General features: G+C 63.6%; 19 protein-coding genes and 2 tRNA genes. 13 read left to right on the top strand and 8 right to left on the bottom strand.

The window, feature by feature from the left end; genetic code table 11:
- The first annotated feature begins 105 nt into the window (after positions 1 to 105).
- Complete coding sequence (gene ettA / locus ACSBQT_RS00925) at positions 106 to 1,788, top strand: energy-dependent translational throttle protein EttA (RefSeq protein ID WP_262776804.1); 1,683 nt, start codon at positions 106 to 108, stop codon at positions 1,786 to 1,788.
- A gap of 208 nt (positions 1,789 to 1,996) precedes the next feature.
- Here ettA and ACSBQT_RS00920 read toward each other — a convergent pair whose 3' ends face one another.
- The gene (locus ACSBQT_RS00920) at positions 1,997 to 2,242 is read right to left on the bottom strand and encodes a hypothetical protein (protein ID WP_229663906.1); all 246 of its coding nucleotides are present in this window, start codon (positions 2,240 to 2,242) and stop codon (positions 1,997 to 1,999) included.
- Complete coding sequence (locus ACSBQT_RS00915) at positions 2,239 to 3,147, bottom strand: acyl-CoA thioesterase (RefSeq protein ID WP_435000609.1); 909 nt, start codon at positions 3,145 to 3,147, stop codon at positions 2,239 to 2,241. Before ACSBQT_RS00915 ends, ACSBQT_RS00920 begins: the two co-directional genes overlap by 4 nt.
- Before the next feature lie 95 nt (positions 3,148 to 3,242).
- Between ACSBQT_RS00915 and ACSBQT_RS00910 the strand changes: the two genes are divergently transcribed.
- Together ACSBQT_RS00910 and ACSBQT_RS00905 are read left to right on the top strand one after the other, a co-directional pair.
- Positions 3,243 to 3,785: an acyl-CoA thioesterase gene (locus ACSBQT_RS00910; RefSeq protein ID WP_139467001.1), complete on the top strand. Its 543-nt coding sequence runs from the start codon at positions 3,243 to 3,245 to the stop codon at positions 3,783 to 3,785.
- Positions 3,782 to 4,453 (top strand): hypothetical protein, encoded by a 672-nt coding sequence (locus tag ACSBQT_RS00905; protein WP_410710131.1) that lies wholly within the window; start codon positions 3,782 to 3,784, stop codon positions 4,451 to 4,453. The genes ACSBQT_RS00910 and ACSBQT_RS00905 overlap by 4 nt, the downstream gene beginning before the upstream one ends.
- Before the next feature lie 28 nt (positions 4,454 to 4,481).
- On the opposite strand, the gene ACSBQT_RS00900 is transcribed toward ACSBQT_RS00905, so the two are convergent.
- The 3 genes from ACSBQT_RS00900 to pepN are packed head-to-tail and all read right to left on the bottom strand — an operon-like array spanning position 4,482 to position 8,649.
- Positions 4,482 to 4,883, bottom strand: coding sequence for a globin (locus tag ACSBQT_RS00900; RefSeq protein WP_435000607.1), 402 nt, complete (start codon positions 4,881 to 4,883; stop codon positions 4,482 to 4,484).
- Complete coding sequence (locus ACSBQT_RS00895; protein WP_435000606.1) at positions 4,867 to 5,958, bottom strand: mechanosensitive ion channel family protein; 1,092 nt, start codon at positions 5,956 to 5,958, stop codon at positions 4,867 to 4,869. Before ACSBQT_RS00895 ends, ACSBQT_RS00900 begins: the two co-directional genes overlap by 17 nt.
- Before the next feature lie 12 nt (positions 5,959 to 5,970).
- Entirely contained in the window at positions 5,971 to 8,649 is a 2,679-nt protein-coding gene (gene pepN / locus ACSBQT_RS00890) for an aminopeptidase N (protein ID WP_435000605.1), read from the bottom strand.
- A 193-nt stretch (positions 8,650 to 8,842) separates the two neighbouring features.
- Between pepN and ACSBQT_RS00885 the strand changes: the two genes are divergently transcribed.
- From ACSBQT_RS00885 to ACSBQT_RS00875, 3 genes are all read left to right on the top strand, one after another.
- Entirely contained in the window at positions 8,843 to 9,448 is a 606-nt protein-coding gene (locus tag ACSBQT_RS00885; protein WP_410710127.1) for a mycothiol-dependent nitroreductase Rv2466c family protein, read from the top strand.
- A gap of 88 nt (positions 9,449 to 9,536) precedes the next feature.
- Positions 9,537 to 10,010: a ribose-5-phosphate isomerase gene (locus ACSBQT_RS00880; RefSeq protein WP_410710126.1), complete on the top strand. Its 474-nt coding sequence runs from the start codon at positions 9,537 to 9,539 to the stop codon at positions 10,008 to 10,010.
- Positions 10,011 to 10,031: 21 nt separating this feature from the next.
- Positions 10,032 to 11,144: an alcohol dehydrogenase catalytic domain-containing protein gene (locus ACSBQT_RS00875; RefSeq protein WP_410710125.1), complete on the top strand. Its 1,113-nt coding sequence runs from the start codon at positions 10,032 to 10,034 to the stop codon at positions 11,142 to 11,144.
- Between the two features lie 80 nt (positions 11,145 to 11,224).
- On the opposite strand, the gene ACSBQT_RS00870 is transcribed toward ACSBQT_RS00875, so the two are convergent.
- A tRNA-Pro gene (locus tag ACSBQT_RS00870) sits at positions 11,225 to 11,298 on the bottom strand.
- 165 nt (positions 11,299 to 11,463) lie between these two features.
- On the opposite strand from ACSBQT_RS00870, the gene ACSBQT_RS00865 reads away from it, so the two are divergent.
- From ACSBQT_RS00865 to ACSBQT_RS00835, 7 genes are all read left to right on the top strand, one after another.
- Positions 11,464 to 11,537: transfer RNA gene (locus ACSBQT_RS00865), tRNA-Gly, on the top strand.
- 62 nt (positions 11,538 to 11,599) lie between these two features.
- Positions 11,600 to 13,018 carry a hypothetical protein gene (locus tag ACSBQT_RS00860; RefSeq protein ID WP_435000603.1) on the top strand — a complete coding sequence of 473 codons (1,419 nt, stop codon included), beginning with the start codon at positions 11,600 to 11,602 and terminating at the stop codon, positions 13,016 to 13,018.
- 212 nt (positions 13,019 to 13,230) lie between these two features.
- A complete protein-coding gene (gene tig / locus ACSBQT_RS00855; protein ID WP_435000602.1) occupies positions 13,231 to 14,607 on the top strand; it encodes a trigger factor in 1,377 nt (458 codons plus the stop codon).
- A 204-nt stretch (positions 14,608 to 14,811) separates the two neighbouring features.
- Complete coding sequence (locus ACSBQT_RS00850) at positions 14,812 to 15,408, top strand: ATP-dependent Clp protease proteolytic subunit (RefSeq protein WP_101545567.1); 597 nt, start codon at positions 14,812 to 14,814, stop codon at positions 15,406 to 15,408.
- A 26-nt stretch (positions 15,409 to 15,434) separates the two neighbouring features.
- Positions 15,435 to 16,079: an ATP-dependent Clp protease proteolytic subunit gene (locus tag ACSBQT_RS00845; protein WP_139467010.1), complete on the top strand. Its 645-nt coding sequence runs from the start codon at positions 15,435 to 15,437 to the stop codon at positions 16,077 to 16,079.
- 197 nt (positions 16,080 to 16,276) lie between these two features.
- Positions 16,277 to 17,560: an ATP-dependent Clp protease ATP-binding subunit ClpX gene (gene clpX, locus ACSBQT_RS00840; protein WP_169252138.1), complete on the top strand. Its 1,284-nt coding sequence runs from the start codon at positions 16,277 to 16,279 to the stop codon at positions 17,558 to 17,560.
- A 12-nt stretch (positions 17,561 to 17,572) separates the two neighbouring features.
- Entirely contained in the window at positions 17,573 to 18,859 is a 1,287-nt protein-coding gene (locus ACSBQT_RS00835; protein ID WP_410710122.1) for an MFS transporter, read from the top strand.
- Between the two features lie 54 nt (positions 18,860 to 18,913).
- Here ACSBQT_RS00835 and ACSBQT_RS00830 read toward each other — a convergent pair whose 3' ends face one another.
- Both ACSBQT_RS00830 and ACSBQT_RS00825 read right to left on the bottom strand, forming a co-directional pair.
- On the bottom strand, positions 18,914 to 19,330 hold the full coding sequence (locus ACSBQT_RS00830; protein WP_410710121.1) for an SRPBCC family protein: 417 nt from the start codon (positions 19,328 to 19,330) through the stop codon (positions 18,914 to 18,916).
- Positions 19,331 to 19,340: 10 nt separating this feature from the next.
- Entirely contained in the window at positions 19,341 to 19,682 is a 342-nt protein-coding gene (locus tag ACSBQT_RS00825) for an ArsR/SmtB family transcription factor (protein WP_410710120.1), read from the bottom strand.
- Positions 19,683 to 19,752: the final 70 nt, after the last annotated feature.

The raw sequence follows: 19,752 nt of genomic DNA, 5'->3' as shown, positions 1-19,752 counted from the left end.
TCGTCAACGCAGGTCTGGCCGCCTCGGCGGAAGTTCGGACATCCCCGACGGATGCCGAGCGTCAAGTGGCGCTGGGGTGCGCCGAACCGATAGCCTGAGTGCACTATGGCCGAATTCATCTACACCATGCACAAGGCGCGCAAAGCGCACGGTGACAAAGTCATCCTCGACGATGTATCGATGTCGTTCTACCCCGGAGCGAAGATCGGTATGGTCGGCCCCAACGGCGCCGGCAAATCAACGATTCTGAAGATCATGGCGGGAATCGAGCAGCCCTCCAACGGTGAAGCTCGACTCAGCCCCGGGTACTCGGTGGGCATCCTCATGCAGGAGCCGCCCCTGAACGAAGAGAAGACCGTCCTCGGCAACGTCGAAGAAGGCGTCGGCGAGATCAAGGCGAAGGTCGATCGTTTCAATGCCATCTCCGAGGAGATGGCCGACCCCGACGCGGACTTCGACGCCCTCATGGAAGAGATGGGCAAGCTGCAGGAGGCCATCGACGCCGCTGACGCTTGGGATCTCGACTCGCAGCTCGAACAGGCGATGGACGCTCTGCGGTGCCCGCCGCCGGACGCGGACGTCTCTGTGCTCTCCGGCGGTGAACGTCGCCGTGTGGCACTGTGCAAGCTTCTGCTCGAGAAGCCCGATCTGCTGCTCCTCGACGAGCCGACGAACCACCTCGATGCGGAATCGGTGCTGTGGCTCGAGCAGCACCTGAAGACCTACCCGGGCGCTGTCATCGCGATCACCCACGATAGGTACTTCCTCGACCACGTGGCCGAATGGATCGCCGAAGTCGACCGTGGGCACCTCTACCCGTATGAGGGCAACTACTCGACTTACCTCGAGAAGAAGCAGGAGCGCCTTCAGGTCCAGGGTAAGAAGGATGCGAAACTCGCCAAGCGGCTGAAAGACGAACTCGAATGGGTGCGTTCGAACCCGAAGGCGAAGCAGACGAAGTCGAAGGCCCGTCTGGCCCGCTACGAAGAGATGGCGGCCGAGGCGGAGAAGACGCAGAAGCTCGACTTCGAAGAGATTCAGATTCCGGCCGGCCCCCGCCTCGGTGATGTCGTCATCGAAGCGGACAAAATCGAAAAGGGCTTCGATGGGCGCAAACTCATCGACGGTCTGAGCTTCTCCCTGCCGCGCAACGGCATCGTCGGCGTCATCGGACCCAACGGCGTCGGAAAGTCGACGCTGTTCAAGACGATCGTCGGTATGGAAGAGCTCGACGGAGGAGATCTCAAGGTCGGAGAGACCGTGAAGATCTCCTATGTCGACCAGTCCCGCGGCGGAATCGATCCGGACAAGAACCTGTGGGAGGTCGTCTCCGACGGACTCGACTTCATCCAGGTCGGCAAGGTGGAGATGCCCTCCCGTGCCTATGTCTCCGCGTTCGGATTCAAAGGCCCGGACCAGCAGAAGAAGGCCGGAGTCCTCTCCGGCGGTGAGCGCAACCGCCTCAACCTCGCTCTTACCCTCAAACAGGGCGGAAACCTGCTCCTGCTCGATGAGCCGACGAACGACCTCGATGTCGAAACCCTCGGCTCGCTGGAGAACGCTCTGCTCGAGTTCCCCGGCTGCGCCGTGGTCGTCTCGCACGATCGCTGGTTCCTCGACCGCGTGGCCACGCACATCCTCGCGTGGGAGGGCACAGAGGAGAACCCGGCTAACTGGTACTGGTTCGAAGGCAACTTCGAAGCCTATGAGAAGAACAAGGTCGAGCGTCTCGGCGAAGATGCGGCCCGCCCGCACCGAGTCACCCACCGTCGTCTCACCCGCGACTGATCTCAGTCCGGTCTGAGCCGAACCGGTTCCGACTCTTCTTTCGCACACAGTGATGCCCCGGTCATAGAGACCGGGGCATCACTGCGTCCGTGCGGAACAGGTGGACGATGAATGCGCCCGCACAGAATCAGTGGCAGTCGTGCGCTGCGTCCGCTGGCGGACGGTCCAAGCGGGCCAGCGTGCAGCCGCGACCGAGTGAGGAGAAGAGTCAGTCCTCTGAGCGGCGGGTGAGTCCGCCGAGGTTCGCGATCCCTCTGAACAGCAGACGGACGAGGATCGTGCCGATGACTCCACACACAACGGCCAACAGCCCGCAGACCGCCACATGCAGATCCGTGCGCCCCATGAACGCCACGAGGCTGAGCAGCCCGATGACGAGGAAAAGCGCCACATTGACCAGTCGGCTGAGGATGGTGCCGATGATGTCCATCATCGTCGGGTCCTTACTCGTCACTGAACCTCCTTGACCCGGACCATGCCTTCCTGGGCCACAGTGGCCAGCAGGGTCCCGTCCTGAGCGAAGATACGGCCGTAGCCGAGACCGCGCCCACCCTGTGCAGCCGGAGACTCCTGCACGTAGAGCATCCAGTCGTCGACGCGCACCCGGTGGTGCCACCACATCGCATGGTCGAGGCTGGCCACCCGCAGCCCCGGGGTTCGCCACGTCAGTTCGTGATGACGAAGGACAGGTTCGAGCAGGTTGAAGTCACTGGCATAGGCCAGAGCCGCGGCATTGAGCACCGGATCGTCGCCGAACGTCGAACTGGCTCGGAACCAGGAATGCTGTTCGGTGATCGAGGGATCCGAGACGCCCGAGGTGTGCAGAGACGGCTCGACAGGACGGACTTCGAAGGGACGCTTCCTCAGCCAGTCGCTGACGACCGGAGAATCCTCGTGGCCGATATAGTCAAGCAGTTCCGGGCAGTCCTCGGGAGCCGGCAGCCCGGTCGGCATCTGCTCGGCATGGCTGAGACCGGGCTGCACGTCCTGGAACGAAGCGCTCAATGACAGGATCGGCGCGCCCTTCTGATATGCGTGGACGCGGCGGGCAGAGAACGAGCGGCCATCGCGCAGCCGCTCGACGCCGAATTCGATGGGCTCGCTGACATCGCCGGCGCGCAGGAAATATCCGTGGAGTGAATGGATCAGGCGGTCACTGGGAAGTGTGGCAGCGGCTGCGACGACACACTGTGCGAGCACCTGCCCGCCGAAGACCCGACCGTCGGGTTTGTACTGACTGTGCCCGATGAAGAAGTCCGTTTCGCTGGACGCCGCAGTGAACTCGAGTCGGCGCAGATCGAGGATCTCGTGCAGCCGAGCTACGTTCGCCTCCGCTTCGGAGGATGCTTCGTCGGTCATGGGCTTCTCCCTCGGATGACTGGGCTGATCGTGCGTACGAGTCACGATCCTATCGCGTGCGGCACCGTCGTGATGAAGGTGGCATGATGGGAGGCATGCACTCTGGCGCCACCAACCCCCTTCTCGACGAATTCACCCGCGTACTGTTGGAACTGAGATGGGGTGATATGGACGCCTACGGCCACGTGAACAACGTCACCCAGCTCAAACTGCTGGAAGAGGCTCGCGTCCGTGCCCTCGGCTCTCCCACCCACAGTTCCGATGCACCGACCACGCCGGGAGAACATGGGGTGTCCGAGACGGTCAGCGGGGTCGAGATACCGACGATCTTCGCCGACGCCTCTGCCACCACCGAGCTGTTGGTTGCCTCCCACGCCATCGAATACCGTGCCCCGATTCCCTATCGGACCGGACCCATCGCGGTCGATCTCGTCATCAGCGAAGTCAGACCCGCCTCGGTGACGGTGGGCTATGTCATCTGCGAACCGGACGGTTCGCGCACCTACACGGTCGCCGAGACCGTCATCGTCTTCATCGACATCGCCAGCGGCCGGCCACGGCGCCTCAGCGAAGCCGAGACCGTCGCGATGGAATCGGTGCTCGGCACGCCCGTTCCGCTGCGGAGGGCCCGACGATGACGGATCTGCATATCAACGACCCACTGTCGATGCGGGATCTCTCCGCGTTCACTTCTCTGGCGCACAGGGCAGATGCTGACGGAGCGATGCGACTGCAGGTCGCCTCCGACGTCCTGGCCGCCACCGTGGCACCGTTGTTCCCGCACGGGCTCGGCGACTCGACACCGCTGGTGCTGGCCATGCGGATGCTGCGCCTGGACGACCACGAACAAGACGGATTCGACGAGGCGGTGCCGCTGTCGAATCTGCTCGACCGCTTCGCCCGAGACGAGAACGGAACCACTCTGCCGGTACCGCCGAATTCGGTGCTCGTGTCGTGGACCGGGATCGCGCCTCCACGCGGAGGCTGGTCCGAATACGACACGATCAGCGTCGGACGGCTCCACGAGACTGCGGAGTCAGGGATCGCGGAGATCAGCACCGGTGCGCCCGAGGGTTCCGGGGGACACGCGGTCAAGGCTCTGCGTTCCCGCGTGTGGTCACGTCCGATGACGGGCGAGCAGGGAACCGGGATGCCAGGAGGATTGGCCTTCGCCGCCGCTGCGCTGCGCTTCATTCCACCAGCGGGTCGCGATGACGACCGTCAGCTGCGCATCATGGAATCCGGAAACTGGCTGCGTCTCGTCGCCCCAGGCGGTCACCTGCTCACGCGTGCCCGCGGACTGTGATCAGCGGTCTGTGGTCACCGGAGAGTGATCACCGGATGTTCGGGTTCGTATTCACCATCGCGGTCGCTGCCCGCTGGAAGTAGTCCCAGAACATCTCGTCGTACAGCGGCGGTAGGCTCACATCGTCGAGAGCCGCGCGCATGCAGCGCAGCCAGCGGTCCCGGGCATCGAAATCGATCGGATAGTCGAAATGCCGCATCCGCAGTCGCGGGTGACCCCGCTGCTCCTGGTAGGTCGACGGACCCCCGAAATACTGCTCGAGGAACATCTGCAGACGGTGCTTCGCCCCCTCCAGCTCATGGCCCTCGGGGTACATCGCAATGAGCTGAGGATCCGCATCGACATGCTGGTAGAACACGTCGACGAGGCGGGTGAACGTGTCATGTCCGCCGACGGCTTCGAAGATGGAACCGTCAGTTGTCTGCGACATCGCTCGATCCTTCACTGGGGGAGTCCTCCTGCACGGTGCTGCGGATCTCCTGGTCACTGGGCAGAGCCGAGGGATTCTCGGAATCCTCGGGGACTGCCGGAGCCATCGCCTTCTCCTGAGCGGGCAGAGTGCGCAGAACCGTCTCCTGAACCATACCGATCTGTCCGCCGCGCTTGGCCAGCTGGGTCATCAGTTCGGCACGGAAGGCTCGCTCGACCATCCACTGCAGGTTCGGTTTGGTCTTGACCATGGTGCGAATGACCCGGTGGGAGCCCGACAGCGACTGGACGCCGGCGATCTCGGGATCCTCGAGCATCGCATTGGACAGCTCGGGATCCTTCCGCAGGGTGCGCGTGATGTCCGCGGTCATCTCACGGTACTCGTCCATCGAGGTCCGGTAGTCGAGCGGGATGTCGAGCACGGCGCGCGCCCAACCCTGGGACAGGTTGCCCACGCGCAGGATCTCACCGTTGCGCACATGCCACAGGGTGCCGGTGAGGTCACGGATCTGGGTGCGGCGCAGGCCGACGTCCTCGACTTCGCCGACGGCTTCGCCGAGGTCGACGGTGTCACCGATTCCATACTGGTCTTCGATGACGATGAAGAATCCCGACAGGTAGTCGCGGACGAGCTCCTGAGCACCGAACGCGATGGCAACTCCGGCGATACCGGCAGAAGCGAGGATCGGGGCGATGTTGAAGCTCAGCGCATCGAGGATCATGAGGACCGCGATGACACTGACGAGGATCGTCGTCACCGACGACAGCATGCGGCCCACGGTCTTCGCCCGCTGGGCTCGGCGCTGCTTGATCGTCTGCTCATCGATCCCGGTCCGCTGAGCCTCAAGCGCAGTGGCGGAGAATTTCGTTCGGCCGGCGCTTTCGGCCTTCTCGCTGCCGACTGTGCCCTTGGCTACTGCGGTGGTGAACCGACGGATGAAGAGTCGGATGATGAGGTTGACGACGATGGCGCCGATGATGATCACGGTGATCTTCAGCGGAGCACCGAGGAGGAACGTTGCCCAATCGAAGTCACTTGCGTTCTGAACAGTGGAATCTATTGCTTCGGTTGTCATGATCATTCGAGACTAACTGTGGAGGTTCAATGATCCCTTGGAAGCGCTGGACACACGCTGAACCTGCAGCGCCCGCTTCGCATCGGCGAGGTTCTCCCGCATCAGCCGCACCAGGCCCTTCGGCGCTGAGGGGTGATCGTCGAGCCACTGCGACGTGGCGTCGACTGTGGCAGAACTCACCGGTGGGTACAGCCGCAGAGTCATCGTCTGCGCCATCTCCAGGGTGCGCGTCTCCCACCAGCCTGCCACCCGTGCGAAGTATTCGTCGGCGAAGGACCGCAGCGGCGCCTCGGCGGCGATGGTATCTCCGGAGTTCGTCTGCAGCCCGGTACCGAAGCCGAGAGCGAGCGCCCCGAGCTCCGAGTTCGGCAGATTCGCATCGTCGACCATACGTGTGAAAGTCTGCGATTTCGACGCCGAGTTGGGGCGGCTGGCCCGTGCTGTCGCGGCGTGGCGGACGCCGGTGGCGCTGGGGTCCCGGCGGCTCATGTCCTCGACTGTCGAATCGTCGACGACGTCGTTCGCGCACAGGCTGATGATGATCTCCCATGTGAGATCGGTGTCCAGGGCGATCCCATAGACGCGTTCGGTCTCCGGTCGCAGCCAGGACTTCAGCCGATCAAGCTGAACGGGGGTGGTCGCGTGACGGATGAATCCGCGCACGAACTGGAAGGCCTGGTCCGATCCTTCCTCGGTCGTCTCGAGGACCTCGATGAAACGGTCAGCCACCTCGGCGTGCATCCTCTCGCGCTCCTGCGGCGGCAGGTAGGAGCCGACTGCCGTATCGAGCTGGCGCATCTGCGTGAGCAGTCCGGAGGAATGGGTGATGGCGCCCAGGTGGGTGAGCACAGTGCTGATGTAATCGTGGACGGGCCGTTCGCCGTCACGGACCTCATCCCACAGCGTTGCCAGCACGAGGAGCTGGGTGAGCGAATCGTCGAAGTCACCCAGTCTGTTCGCCGCAGTGTCCATGCTGCGGGCGTCGAAGCGGACCTTCGCATAGCTGAGATCGGCGTCGTTGACGACGATGACATCGGGCAGCGCCAGGCCTCGAGCCTCGTCCACCTCTGCGGATTCTCCGTCGACGTCGAGAGGGAAGGAATGAGTGCGTTGCAGACGTCCCTGCCCATTGTCCGAATAGAAGCCGACGGCCAACCGGTGCGGACGCAGCGACGGAGTCGGCTGACCCGGAATCGACCAGGGCTGCTGAGTCACGCGCAGGCTCGAGATCGTCTGCTCGTCCGTTCCCGATGCCTCGGCCGTGCCATCACCGGGCTCAGCGGTGACGACGGCTTCGAGAAGGTTGACCCCGGATTCCTCCAGCCACAGCTTCGACCAGCTCTCCAGATCCCTGCCCGAGGTGGCCTCGAGCTCCGTGAGCAGATCGGAGAGCTCGGTGTTCGACCACGCGTGCTTGTCGAAGTAGCTCTTGAGGCCGGAGAAGAACTCCTTGCGACCGACCCAGGCCACGAGCTGTTTGAGCACGGAAGCGCCCTTGGCGTAGGTGATTCCGTCGAAGTTGACTTCGACGTCGGCAAGATCGTCGATCGGGGCGACGATCGGGTGTGTGCTCGGGAGCTGATCCTGTCGGTAGGCCCACGACTTCTCGATCGTGGCGAAGGTCGTCCACGCATCGGCGAATTCGGTGGCCTCGGCCGTCGCCAGCGTCGACATGAACTCGGCGAAGGACTCGTTGAGCCACAGATCGTTCCACCAGCGCATGGTGACGAGATCGCCGAACCACATATGGGCGAGCTCGTGGAGGATCGTGACGGTCCGTCGTTCGACAAGAGCCTCGGTCGGACGCGACCGGAACACATAGTTCTCGAGGATCGTCACGGCGCCGGCATTCTCCATCGCTCCGGCATTGAACTCGGGCACGAAGAGCTGATCGTACTTCTCGAACGGGTAGGAGACACCGAATTCGCGTTCGAAGAACTCGAAACCGGCCTTCGTGATCCGGAACAGCTTCGTCGCATCGAGGTGTTCGAGCAGGGATGCGCGGCAGTACAGGCCCAGCGGAACTATCGAACCGTCGGAGGAAGTCAGCTGCGAATGCACGGACTCATACGGGCCGGCGATGATCGCGGTGATATACGACGAGATCGGTGTGGTGGGGGCGAACTGCCACACCGCCATGCCCTCCTGCGGTTCCTCTCCGAGCTCGGCGAAAGTCTCCTTCGGATCGCTCGGAGTCGGAGTGGGGGAGTTCGAGACGACGGTCCACTTCTCCGGCGCGACGACGGTGAATGAGTACGGAGACTTGATATCGGGCTGCTCGAACACGGGGAAGACCCGGCGTGCGTCAGGGACTTCGAACTGAGAGTAGAGGTAGATCTCATCATCGATCGGGTCGACGAATCGGTGCAGACCTTCTCCGGTGTTCATATAGGTGAAATGGGCATCGACGATGAGTTCGTTCTCAGCGGCGAGGCCGGGAAGGGTGATGCGGGCCGGTGCGACCACCTCGGCGAGGTCGAGGTCCGTGCCGTTGAGGCGGACGCGCTCGACACTGGCGGTGATCGCGTCGATGAAGGTCGTCGAATCCGCTGCCGCAGTGAACCGGATACGTGAACGGACGCGGAAACTCTCACCAACTCCTGTGAGGATCAGAGTGTGCTCGTAGCTCGAGACGTCCACGACGGCTGAACGTTCGCGTGCTTCGTCGCGGGTGAGGTTGTGTTGCGGCACAGTGAGGTGACCTTCGCTTCGGGAACCGGGTGTACGCAGTCATTCTTTCATGAACACGCTCCGCTGCGGCGGTGTCGGTGCGACGGATCGCGATTCGGCCACCGTCACCGAGGCTGGCGGGTCTTGATAGATTGTGCACTGACACGATGGGTGCCCGGCACGGTACCCGCAAGCGTTTGACGGAGGAGAGACAGTGAGCAAGGAAACACTCGATCTGTGGTTCGACACGGCCTGCCCGTGGGCATGGATGACCTCACGCTGGGGACTCGAAGTCGCGAAGGTCCGCGACGTCGAGGTGAAGTTCCACCCGATGAGCCTGAACTTCCTCAATCGTGACAAAGACATTCCCGAGGACTACCGGGCACTGATGAACCGGGCCCTGGCCCCGATGCGCATCGTCACCGCCGCGATCGCCGAGCACGGTGAGGAGATCGCCGAACCTCTCTACACCGCGATCGGTACACGGATCCACCCGGGCGGAGAGAAGGACTTCGAGAAGGCAGTGTCCGAGGCTCTGGCCGAACTTCAGCTGCCCGCCGACCTCATGAAGTACGGCGAGACCGATGACTACGACTCACAGCTCCAGGCCTCCCACGACGAGGCCCTGAGCTTGGTCGGCGACGATGTCGGCACACCGATCTGCCGCGTCGCCGGGACCGCGTTCTTCGGTCCTGTCGTCACCCCCGCTCCGAAGGGAGAGGATGCCGGACGCCTCTTCGACGGAGTCCTCGCGGTCGCCTCGACGCCGGGATTCTTCGAGCTCAAGCGCACCCGCGACCAGGGCCCGATCTTCGACTGAGCTGTTCGCGCCGAACCAACGGCCGCGACTGAACAGTCCGTTCACGCAGCGGGCTCAACCGCTGCAGATTCCACCGAAAGGCAGACACATGAAGGTTCACCTCGGCACCGACCACGCCGGATTCGAATTCAAAGAGGTCCTCAAGTCCCATCTCGAGTCGGCCGGACACGATGTCGTCGACCACGGCGCACTTGAGTACGACGCGCTCGATGACTACCCGGCCTTCTGCATCGCCGCGGCACAGGCCGTCGTCGATGACCAAGCCGCAGGCGTCGACGCGTTCGGCGTTGTCATCGGCGGATCGGGCAACGGCGAACAGATGGCCGCGAACCTGGTCAAGGGAGCGCGTACCGCACTGGCCTGGAACCCGGAGATCTCGAAGCTGGCCCGTCAGCACAACAACGCTCAGATTGTTGCGGTCGGTGCCCGTCAGCATCCCGAAGCCGACGCGATCGCGATCGTCGATGCGTTCTTGGCCGAACCGTTCTCCGGCGATGAGCGTCACGAACGTCGCATCGACATCATGGCGAAATACGAGGAGCAGGGCCCGCAGGCTCTGTGACCGGACGAAGGGACTGAGTCTATGAAGATCGACGGTGCTGTGCTACGAGAGATGAAGCGGTCCAGGCCCTTCGCCCAGTCACAGCCGATCTCGGTTGAGACGCTCGAACTCGATGAGCCGGGTCCCGGGGAGGTCCGGATCCAGATGACGGCCGCCGGGGTCTGTCACTCGGACCTGTCCGTCGTCGACGGAAACCGTCCTCGCCCGCTGCCGATGCTGCTCGGGCACGAAGGCGCGGGAGTCGTCGAGAAGCTCGGCGACGGCGTCGATGATCTCGAGGTCGGCCAGCAGGTCGTCACAGTGTTCCTGCCCCGGTGCGGGGAATGCGCGAACTGCCGCACCGACGGCAAGCTGCCGTGCACCCCCGGCAGCGCCACGAATGGAGCCGGGACCCTGCCGTTCGACGGCCGCAAGGTGCGTCTCCATGACGACACCGGTGCGGAAGTGCTCCACCACCTCGGTGCGTCCGTATTCGCCACTCACGCAGTGGTCAATCGGGCATCCGTGGTTCCCGTCGATGACGATGTTCCCGCCTCCATCGCTGCGGTGCTCGGATGCGCCGTGCTCACCGGCGGGGGCGCGGTGCTCAACGCGGGACGGCCGGGACCGGATCACGAGGTGATGATCGTCGGCCTCGGCGGAGTCGGAATGGCTGCGCTCATTACGGCCTTGTCGATCGAGACCGCCGGAGTCATCGGCGTCGACGCGAACCCTGACAAGCTGGTGCGGGCGAAGGAACTCGGTGCCGTCGAGGTCTACACCCCCGAACAGTTGGGGGAGCGGAAGGCTCCGATCGTCATCGAATGCGTCGGGCATGCTCGGGCCTTCGAGACCGCGTTCACGGCCACAGCCGTCGGCGGGACGACTGTGACGGTGGGGCTGCCCGCCCCGGACGCGCAGTCTCACATCACCCCGGTGACCCTGACAGCCGAGGCTCGGACCGTGATCGGCTCCTATCTGGGGTCAGCAGTGCCGAGTCGGGATATCCCCGTCTATGCCCAGCTGTGGAGAGAAGGCAAGCTGCCCGTCGAGGAGCTCATCTCCGACACGATCAAGCTGAACGAGCTCAACGAGGCCTTCGACGCGCTCTCCGACGGGACGGTCGTCAGGCAGGTCATCGACTTCGAGGCGTGAGCTGCGGCTCTGCTGTCGGCCTGTCGAAATTCGACATGAAGAAGCCGCCCGGACCGATCGATCCGGGCGGCTGAAGTCTGTCGGGATGACAGGATTTGAACCTGCGACCCTCTGTTCCCAAAACAGATGCGCTACCAAGCTGCGCCACATCCCGCGACGGCTCCTATCTAACCACAGGCGGGTCGCGACGCGCACCTTGCGAATCCCGCAAACCCGTCAATGCGACGCACCTCACAGTGAGATCGCACGAGTGACGCAGGTCACTGAATGTCGATTTGGCGCTCGAAGAAGTTCTCGACTATAGTCGAACTCGCAACACGGGGATGTAGCTCAATGGTAGAGCCTCAGTCTTCCAAACTGATGGTGCGGGTTCGATTCCCGTCATCCCCTCCACGAACCGGTCTGACCCGATGGTCAGGTCGGTTTCTTCGTTCCCGGACGGGTAAGATCCTCAGATGACCACAGTCGATCAGCCGCCGCAGAGTACGCCCTTGCGCGATGAGCGGAACGCAGCGTCGGCCATCGCGCGACCCAGCCGGCGAGCGATGCTCGCCGGAGCGGTCGTCGGGATCGGTGCGATCGGCCTCGGTTCGGCGATCACCGCAGCACTCGCCGAGGCGGCCCGACCGGATCCCGTCCGCTCGGTCACTGCCGCCTACACCGGATCAGGTCGGCGCGAAGCCCTCGATGCCGTCGCCGCGCGACGCCTGCCCGCACAGTCACGCGTCATGCCGGATCTGGCCGATCCGGGCCCGGCCCGGAGGCAGCGGGAATTCCTCGCCAGCTGCGAATCGTGGCTGGGATTTCTGCCTGCCCACCGCCGCGACCTCGCTGTCTCCGCCCTGCTCGACCTGTGGGTCCTCAGCGACGAACTGCCCGCCCCGGTCGCGGGATGGACCGATGCCTGGCGCTATGTCTGGCCGCGGGACACGGCTTTCTCTGCAGTGGCTCTGGCACGGGTCGGGTTGTCGGAACTGTCATGGAGCCATCTGCGCTATCTGCAGTCCGTGCAAGCGGTCGACGGGTCGTTCGCCGCCCGCGTCGACCCGTCGACCGGTCTGGCTCCGGACGATCGCGAGTCACAGTTCGATTCCCTCGGTCTCGTCCTCTGGGCGGTCTCCGAAGTGCATGCCGTCTCCGCGACGACGACCGCGCCGTCCGACCTCGGGGAGCTCGATGACCTGCTGCGACGGACCAGTCGGCGCCTGTTCGACCTCACCGACCGCGGTCGCAGCCTGCCTCCGGTCGGTCCGGACTACTGGGAAGTCGGAGAATCACAGGTCACCCTCGGCTTGGCCGGACCGACTCTGGTCGGGATGAACTCACTCACTGCGCTGACCAAGGCGGATGGGGATCTGTGGAGCCGCCTCGGCGAGGATGCGGCAGCCGTTCTGCTCGCCGCGGATGACTTTCGTGCGACCTTCACTCGAACCTTCGGTGCCAATGGGATGCAGCGGTATCCCACCTCGGGCGGATCGGATTCGGCCATCGCCTACCTGCCCGCCGCCGGGCTCGTGCCGAAGCGGTCAGAAGGGATCTACGCGCTCGAACCTGAGCTTCTCGCCGGAGTATGGGACCGCCTCGAACAGCCAGCCGGAGGGATCAAGCCCGGACACGGCTGGATCATCGACCGCTCCAGCTGGACGCCGTCGACGTCGCTCATGGCGCTCGGCTTCGCGCGCCTCGGGCTGAGCGACCGAGCCGAATCGATCCTCGACTGGCTGGCAGACCATCGCACCAGTGCAGGATCGCTGCCGGAGAAGATCAGCGCGGACGGTGATCCGATCTCCGTGGCGCCGTTGTCGTGGACGGCAGCCAACGTCATCATCACTCTCGACGAACTCTACGGACACCGAGGTGGAGCGAGCTCGTGAAATCACCCCGGTTTCGCGTATCGGGCGGGGTTTCGCGTAACATAGGTGATTGCGTCTTGCGGACGTGCGCGAACTATTCGTGGACTTTCGCTCCCTCTAAGGTCACGAGATGACCGATCAGGCTGTGAGATGGCCGTTTGCGGTCACGAACCCGGATGATCAGGTCGGAGATGACCGAAAATGCATGACTGTCGAATTTGAAAGGTCACACTGTGAAGAGCTCCGTCGAGCAACTCGACCCCACCCGGGTCAAGATCAGCGTGGAAGTCCCATACGCCGAACTCAAACCGAGCGTCGACGAGGCATACAAGACCATCGGGGCTCAAGTCACCGTCCCCGGGTTCCGTAAGGGCAAGGTCCCCGCGCGCATCATCGATCAGCGCATCGGCCGTCCTGCTGTGATCCAGGAAGCCATCAACAACGGACTTGACGACTTCTACCGCAACGCGGTCGAAGAACATGACCTCAAGCCGATGGGCCAGCCCGAGGTCGAGATCTCCGAGGTTCCCGGTCTCGACGGAACCGAAGACGGCGAACTCGGCTTCACCGTCGAGGTCGACGTGCGCCCCGAGGTCGAACTGCCTGCCTACGACACGATCAACATCGAGGTCGACCCCATCGAGGTCACCGACGCCGATGTCGACGCCGAGCTCGAGCAGCTGCGCACCCGCTTCGGAACACTCGTCGCCGTTGACCGCCCCGCGACCAAGGACGACTTCGTCACCCTCGATCTCGTCGCCACCATCGGCGACGAAGAGATCGACACCGCTTCCGACATCTCCTACCAGGTCGGTGCCGGAACGATGCTCGAAGGCATGGACGAAGCTCTCGACGGCCTCTCCGCCGGAGAGACCACGACCTTCGAGACCACCTTCGCAGGCGGCGAGCACGCCGGCGAACAGGGCACCGTGAAGATCACCCTGGGTGCTGTGAAGGAACGTGAACTGCCCGAGGCCGACGACGACTTCGCTCAGCTGGCCAGCGAGTTCGACACGATCGACGAACTGCGGGAGGACCTCCGCGTCCAGGCCGGCAAGGCCAAGGAGACCGAACAGGGCGTCCAGGCACGCGACAAGGTCCTCGAGCACCTCATGGAGACCCTCGACGTCCCGGTTCCGGCCAAGATCGTCACCGACGAGGTCGAGCGTCACCTCGAGTCCGAGAACCGTTCGGACGACGACGAGCACCGCAAGGAGGTCACCGAGGAGACCGAGCGCAACCTGCGCACGCAGTTCATCCTCGATGCCGTCTCCGAAGCCGAGAACGTCGAGGTCAGCCAGCCCGAACTCATCGAGTACCTGATCTCCGCTTCGCAGCAGTACGGAATGAACCCCAACGAGTTCGCCCAGATGCTCGACAGCTCCGGCCAGGTCAATGCGCTGGTCGGCGAGGTCTCGCGCCGCAAGGCCCTGGCCGCCGTCCTCGCCGGTGCCACGGTCAAGGACACCGCCGGAAACGTCGTCGACATGGAGGCCTTCACCTCCGCCGGTGACGACGCCGAGGAAGCCGGTGCCGAGGATGCCGACGCGACCGCGCAGAGCGCGGAAGCCGCGGACGAAGCACCTGCAGAGGTCGCCGAAGAGAACTGAGGACGAGCCGCCTCGGCGGTGGAATCCTGATGAGACGGTGGGTACGGATTGTGATCCGTACCCACCGTCTTCGCATCTGCGCAGGTCCCGATCACGCTGAGGGCGAACACAGGCCTCGCCGCGGACTAAAACCCGGGGGAGAGCGGTTAGAGTCCATAACAAGCCATCCACAGAACACAGGAGTGAAACGTGAGCGCATACGACATGACAGCTCCCGTCGGCCTCGACGCCGGTGGGGGAATGGGTCTGGACGACCATATCTTCAATCGTCTTCTCAAAGAGCGCATCATCTGGCTCGGTTCGGAAGTGCGTGACGACAACGCCAACGCCATCTGCGCGCAGATGATGCTGCTGGCCGCCGAAGATCCCGAAGCGGACATCTCGCTCTACATCAACTCGCCCGGCGGTTCCGTCACCGCCGGAATGGCCATCTACGACACGATGCAGTACATCAAGCCCGATGTCTCCACCGTGGCCATGGGCATGGCCGCCTCGATGGGACAGTTCCTGCTCTCCTCGGGCACCCCGGGCAAGCGCTACGCCACCCCGCACGCCCGCATCCTCATGCACCAGCCGCTGGGCGGCATCGGGGGTACGGCCACCGACATCAAGATCCAGGCCGAACTGATCCTGCACATGAAGAAGCAGATGGCCGAACTGACTGCTCAGCAGACCGGGAAGTCGCTCGAGCAGATCCTCCAGGACAACGACCGCGACCACTGGTTCACCGCCGAAGAGGCGCTCGAATACGGATTCATCGACAAGATGGTCACCCGCGCGTCCGACGTCGAGAACAACTGAGCAGGAGTGAGGGAAGAATGAATTCAATGAACTTTATGCCGGGTTCGACGGCGTCGAACATGCCGCAGTCGCGTTATGTCATGCCGCAGTTCGAAGAGCGCACACCCTATGGCTTCAAGCGCCAGGACCCCTACACCAAGCTCTTCGATGACCGTGTCGTGTTCCTCGGCGCGCAGGTCGATGACACGTCCGCCGACGACGTCATGGCTCAGCTGCTCGTCCTCGAATCGCAGGATCCTGACCGTGATATCACTCTCTACATCAACTCGCCGGGTGGGTCGTTCACGGCGATGACGGCCATCTACGACACGATGCAGTACATCAAGCCGGAGATCCAGACCGTCTGCCTCGGTCAGGCCGCCTCCGCAGCCGCCGTGCTGCTGGCCGCCGGCACTCCCGGCAAGCGTCTCGCCCTGCCGAACGCGCGAGTGCTCATCCACCAGCCCGCGATGCAGGGGCAGGGACAGGGGCAGGCCTCTGACCTCGAGATCCAGGCCGCTGAGGTGCTGCGGATGCGCGAATGGCTCGAAGGAACTCTGGCCAAGCACTCGAACAAGGAGGCCGCTCAGGTCTCGAACGACATCGAACGCGACCTCTTCCTCACGGCCGAGCAGGCCAAGGACTACGGTCTCGTCGACCAGGTGCTCTCTTCGCGCAAGAACGCGAGCTGATCACCTGTCGGAGGACAGGGGAGACACTGAGAACGGGTTGGTGCGATTGCGATCGGACGGACCCGTTCTCAGTTCCTTCCGCCGACACACCGAGTCGTGGCTGGGGGCTCGTGTCAGCCACATATGGGAAGCTATTGAGGTACAGGAAACACGAGCGGTAGAGTTGGGGCCAAGCGTCCTGGCGAAAGGTTGTGACAGTGGCTCGCAGTGCGGACGGAGCAGACCTGCTCAAATGCAACTTCTGTGGGAAGTCTCAGAAGCAGGTTCGGAAACTCATCGCCGGACCTGGTGTTTACATCTGCGATGAATGCATCGGATTGTGCAATGAGATCATCGAAGAGGAGCTCAGCGAATCCAGTCCGGAGCAGGCCGAACTCGAGCTGCCCAAACCTCGTGAGATCTTCGACTTCCTCCAGGAGTACGTCGTCGGTCAGGAACCGGCGAAGAAGGCACTGTCGGTAGCCGTCTACAACCACTACAAGCGGATCCGATCGCTGCAGTCCGGTGACGAGAAGACCCTCGGCTCCAGCGACTCCGAGGTTGAGATCGCGAAGTCGAACATTCTGCTCGTCGGTCCCACCGGCTCGGGAAAGACCTACCTCGCCCAGTCGCTGGCGAAGCGTCTCAATGTCCCGTTCGCGGTCGCCGATGCCACCGCGCTGACCGAAGCCGGCTACGTCGGCGAAGACGTCGAGAACATCCTTCTCAAACTCATTCAGGCCGCAGACTTCGATATCCAGCGCGCCGAGCACGGAATCATCTATATCGACGAGATCGATAAGATCGCTCGCAAGTCGGAGAACCCGTCGATCACCCGCGACGTGTCCGGTGAGGGCGTGCAGCAGGCACTGCTGAAGATCCTCGAAGGCACTCAGGCGTCGGTGCCGCCGCAGGGCGGGCGCAAACACCCGCACCAGGACTTCCTGCAGATCGACACGACCAATGTGCTCTTCATCGTCGCCGGCGCTTTCGCCGGCATGGAGGAGATCGTCGCCGGCCGCAAGGGCAAGCACGGCATCGGCTTCGGCGCACTGCTGCAGTCGAAGAACGACGAAGAAGACCTCTACGCGGACATCCTTCCCGAAGATCTGCTCAAGTTCGGCCTCATCCCGGAGTTCATCGGCCGGCTGCCGGTGCTGGCCACCGTGTCCAACCTCGACCGGGCCGCGCTGATGTCGATCCTCACCGAGCCGAAGAACGCCTTGGTCAAGCAGTACCAGCGGATGTTCGAGTTCGACAATGTCTCCCTGACATTCGAGACTGAGGCACTTGAGGCCATCGCCGATCTCGCTCTGCTGCGCGGCACGGGCGCTCGAGGCCTGCGCTCGATCATGGAAGAGGTCCTGCAGCCGGTCATGTTCGATGTGCCTTCACGCGAAGACATCGCCGAGGTGGTCGTGACCAAGGACGTCGTCGAATCGAATGTCGCCCCGACCCTCGTGCCGAAGTCACGGAACAGGACGAATAAGAAGTCTGCCTGAGTCTCTTTTCGCATGAGACTCCTGGCCGACACACGACCACTGCGCTACGCGTCGTTCCGACGACTGTGGGTGGCCAATATCGTCACCGTCATCGGTGCGCAGATGACTGTTGTGGCGATCCCCGCACAGATCTTCCATATCACCGGGTCGTCCGGGTATGTCGGGCTCGCCGGTGCGTTCGGGCTGGTTCCGCTCATCGTCTTCGGATTGTGGGGCGGGTCGTTGGCCGACGTCATCGATCGACGCAGACTGCTCGTGATCTCGACGGTCGGTCTGATCGTCACGAGCGCGATACTTGCCCTCATCGCGGTGCTCAGCATCGACAATGTCTGGCTGCTGCTGTCGGTGTTTTCGATGCAGCAGGCATTCTTCGGCCTGAACCAGCCGGCGCGGGGAGCTCTGCTGCCGTCGATCATCCCGCTCGGCCTGCTGCCCGCGGCGAACTCGCTGAACATGACCGTGATGACACTGGGCGCCGTCGTCGGCCCTGTCGTCGGCGGAGCGCTGATCCCGCTGTTCGGATACCAGCTGCTCTACGGCATCGACGCCGTGCTCCTGTTCGCTACGCTCTACGCAGTGATCCGACTGCCGTCGCTGCCGCCGCAGAAACAGCCCGATACTCGGTCGGGATTCAAAGGCATCGTCGACGGGTTCCGGTATCTGCGGACGAACACCGTCGTCATGGTCTCTCTGCTGGTGGACATCATTGCGATGGTCTTCGGAATGCCGCGGGCACTGTTCCCGCAGATCGCCGCTGAGACCTTCGACGGTCCGCCCGAGGGCGGCATTGTCTTCTCGCTGCTCTTCGCTGCGCTGGCCGGCGGAAGCGCATTGGCTGGGATCTTCTCCGGATGGGTCTCGCGCGTGGAGCGCCAGGGACTGGCCGTCATCGTCGCCATCGTCGTCTGGGGTGCGGCGATGACGGTGTTCGGGGTGTCGCTCGAACTGGCGGCAGGGTTCTGGCTGACTGCGCTCGTCGTCGCATTGGCTGCGATGGCGGTCGGCGGAGGAGCCGATATCGTTTCCGGAGCTTTTCGGCAGACGATGCTCCAGGAGGCCGCAACCGATGCGATGCGCGGTCGGATGCAGGGAGTGTTCATCGTGGTCGTCGCCGGCGGACCTCGTATCGCAGACGTCCTCCACGGCTCCGTCGCGGCCGTTACAGACACCACGGTCGCCTCGGCGGGCGGCGGCGTCGCCGTCATCGTTCTCGTGCTTGCCTGTGCGGTGGCCTTTCCGACCTTCCGGAAGTACCGGGTCGAACGCGGCGGGCACGAGCACACTGTCGCCACTGCCTGATCCATCGAGCAGACCTGACGTTCGACCGTGCTCGTCCTACAAGTCGTCGCAGAATCAGCGCGAGTCGTCGCCCTGGAGGGCCTGCTCCATCCCGGCCAGTATTCCCGGCCACCCCGATCCCATGCCCTTGAATGCCTGACGGCCCAGCGGAGAGTCGACGTCGAGTCCCGAATGAGCCAAGAAGAGTCGGGTCCCTGTGCCTTCGGGCATGAGCGTCCACGTCAGCGTCGAATCCAGCGTGCCCTCGGAGAACGTATAGGCGAGGAGGCGCTGCGCATCGACCCGGGTGACCGTGCACGGCTGCTTCCCGAACCCGCCCATGTCGAGAGTGAAGGAATGTCCGACGACAGGGGCGATGTCACCGGCGGCCCACCACCGCGCCATGACGTCAGGCTCGGTGAGCGCCCGCCAGACGGTGGCAGGGGAGTGGGAGAGGAACTGGTCGACTTCGATCGTGCGTTCGTCTGTCATGAGCTGCGTCCTAGTCTGTGACGGGGTTGTCTGCGGATTCCGATTCCTCGAGTTCGTCCAGTGCCCGGGACAGATCGCCGAGGCGGTCGCGCCAGTAGCGTTCGAAAGGGTGGAGCCATTCTGCGAGTTCGGCGAACGGAGCGGCCTCAAGGTGATAGATGCGCTTCTGCCCCTGTGGCTCCTCGCGGACCAAACCGGTGTGTCGGAGCACTCGCAGGTGCTCGGAGACCGCTGGACGACTGAGTTCGAACAGGGCGGTCAGCTCGGACACCGAACGTGGTTTGGTGCGGACCGCCTCGAGGATCGAGCGCCGGGTGTCGTTGGCTACGGCCGAGAAGACATCGGAATTCACACGATCGAGCGTATGTCGGGTTTCTCCGACATGTCAAGATAATCCGACATATCTGCGCTTTCGGGAATTG

Origin of the sequence: Brevibacterium sp. H602, assembly GCF_051172395.1 — a bacterium.
Classification (GTDB): Bacteria; Actinomycetota; Actinomycetes; order Actinomycetales; family Brevibacteriaceae; genus Brevibacterium.
The sequence above is the reverse complement of the archived record's forward strand: the minus strand, read 5'-3'. Positions and strand labels throughout refer to the sequence as shown.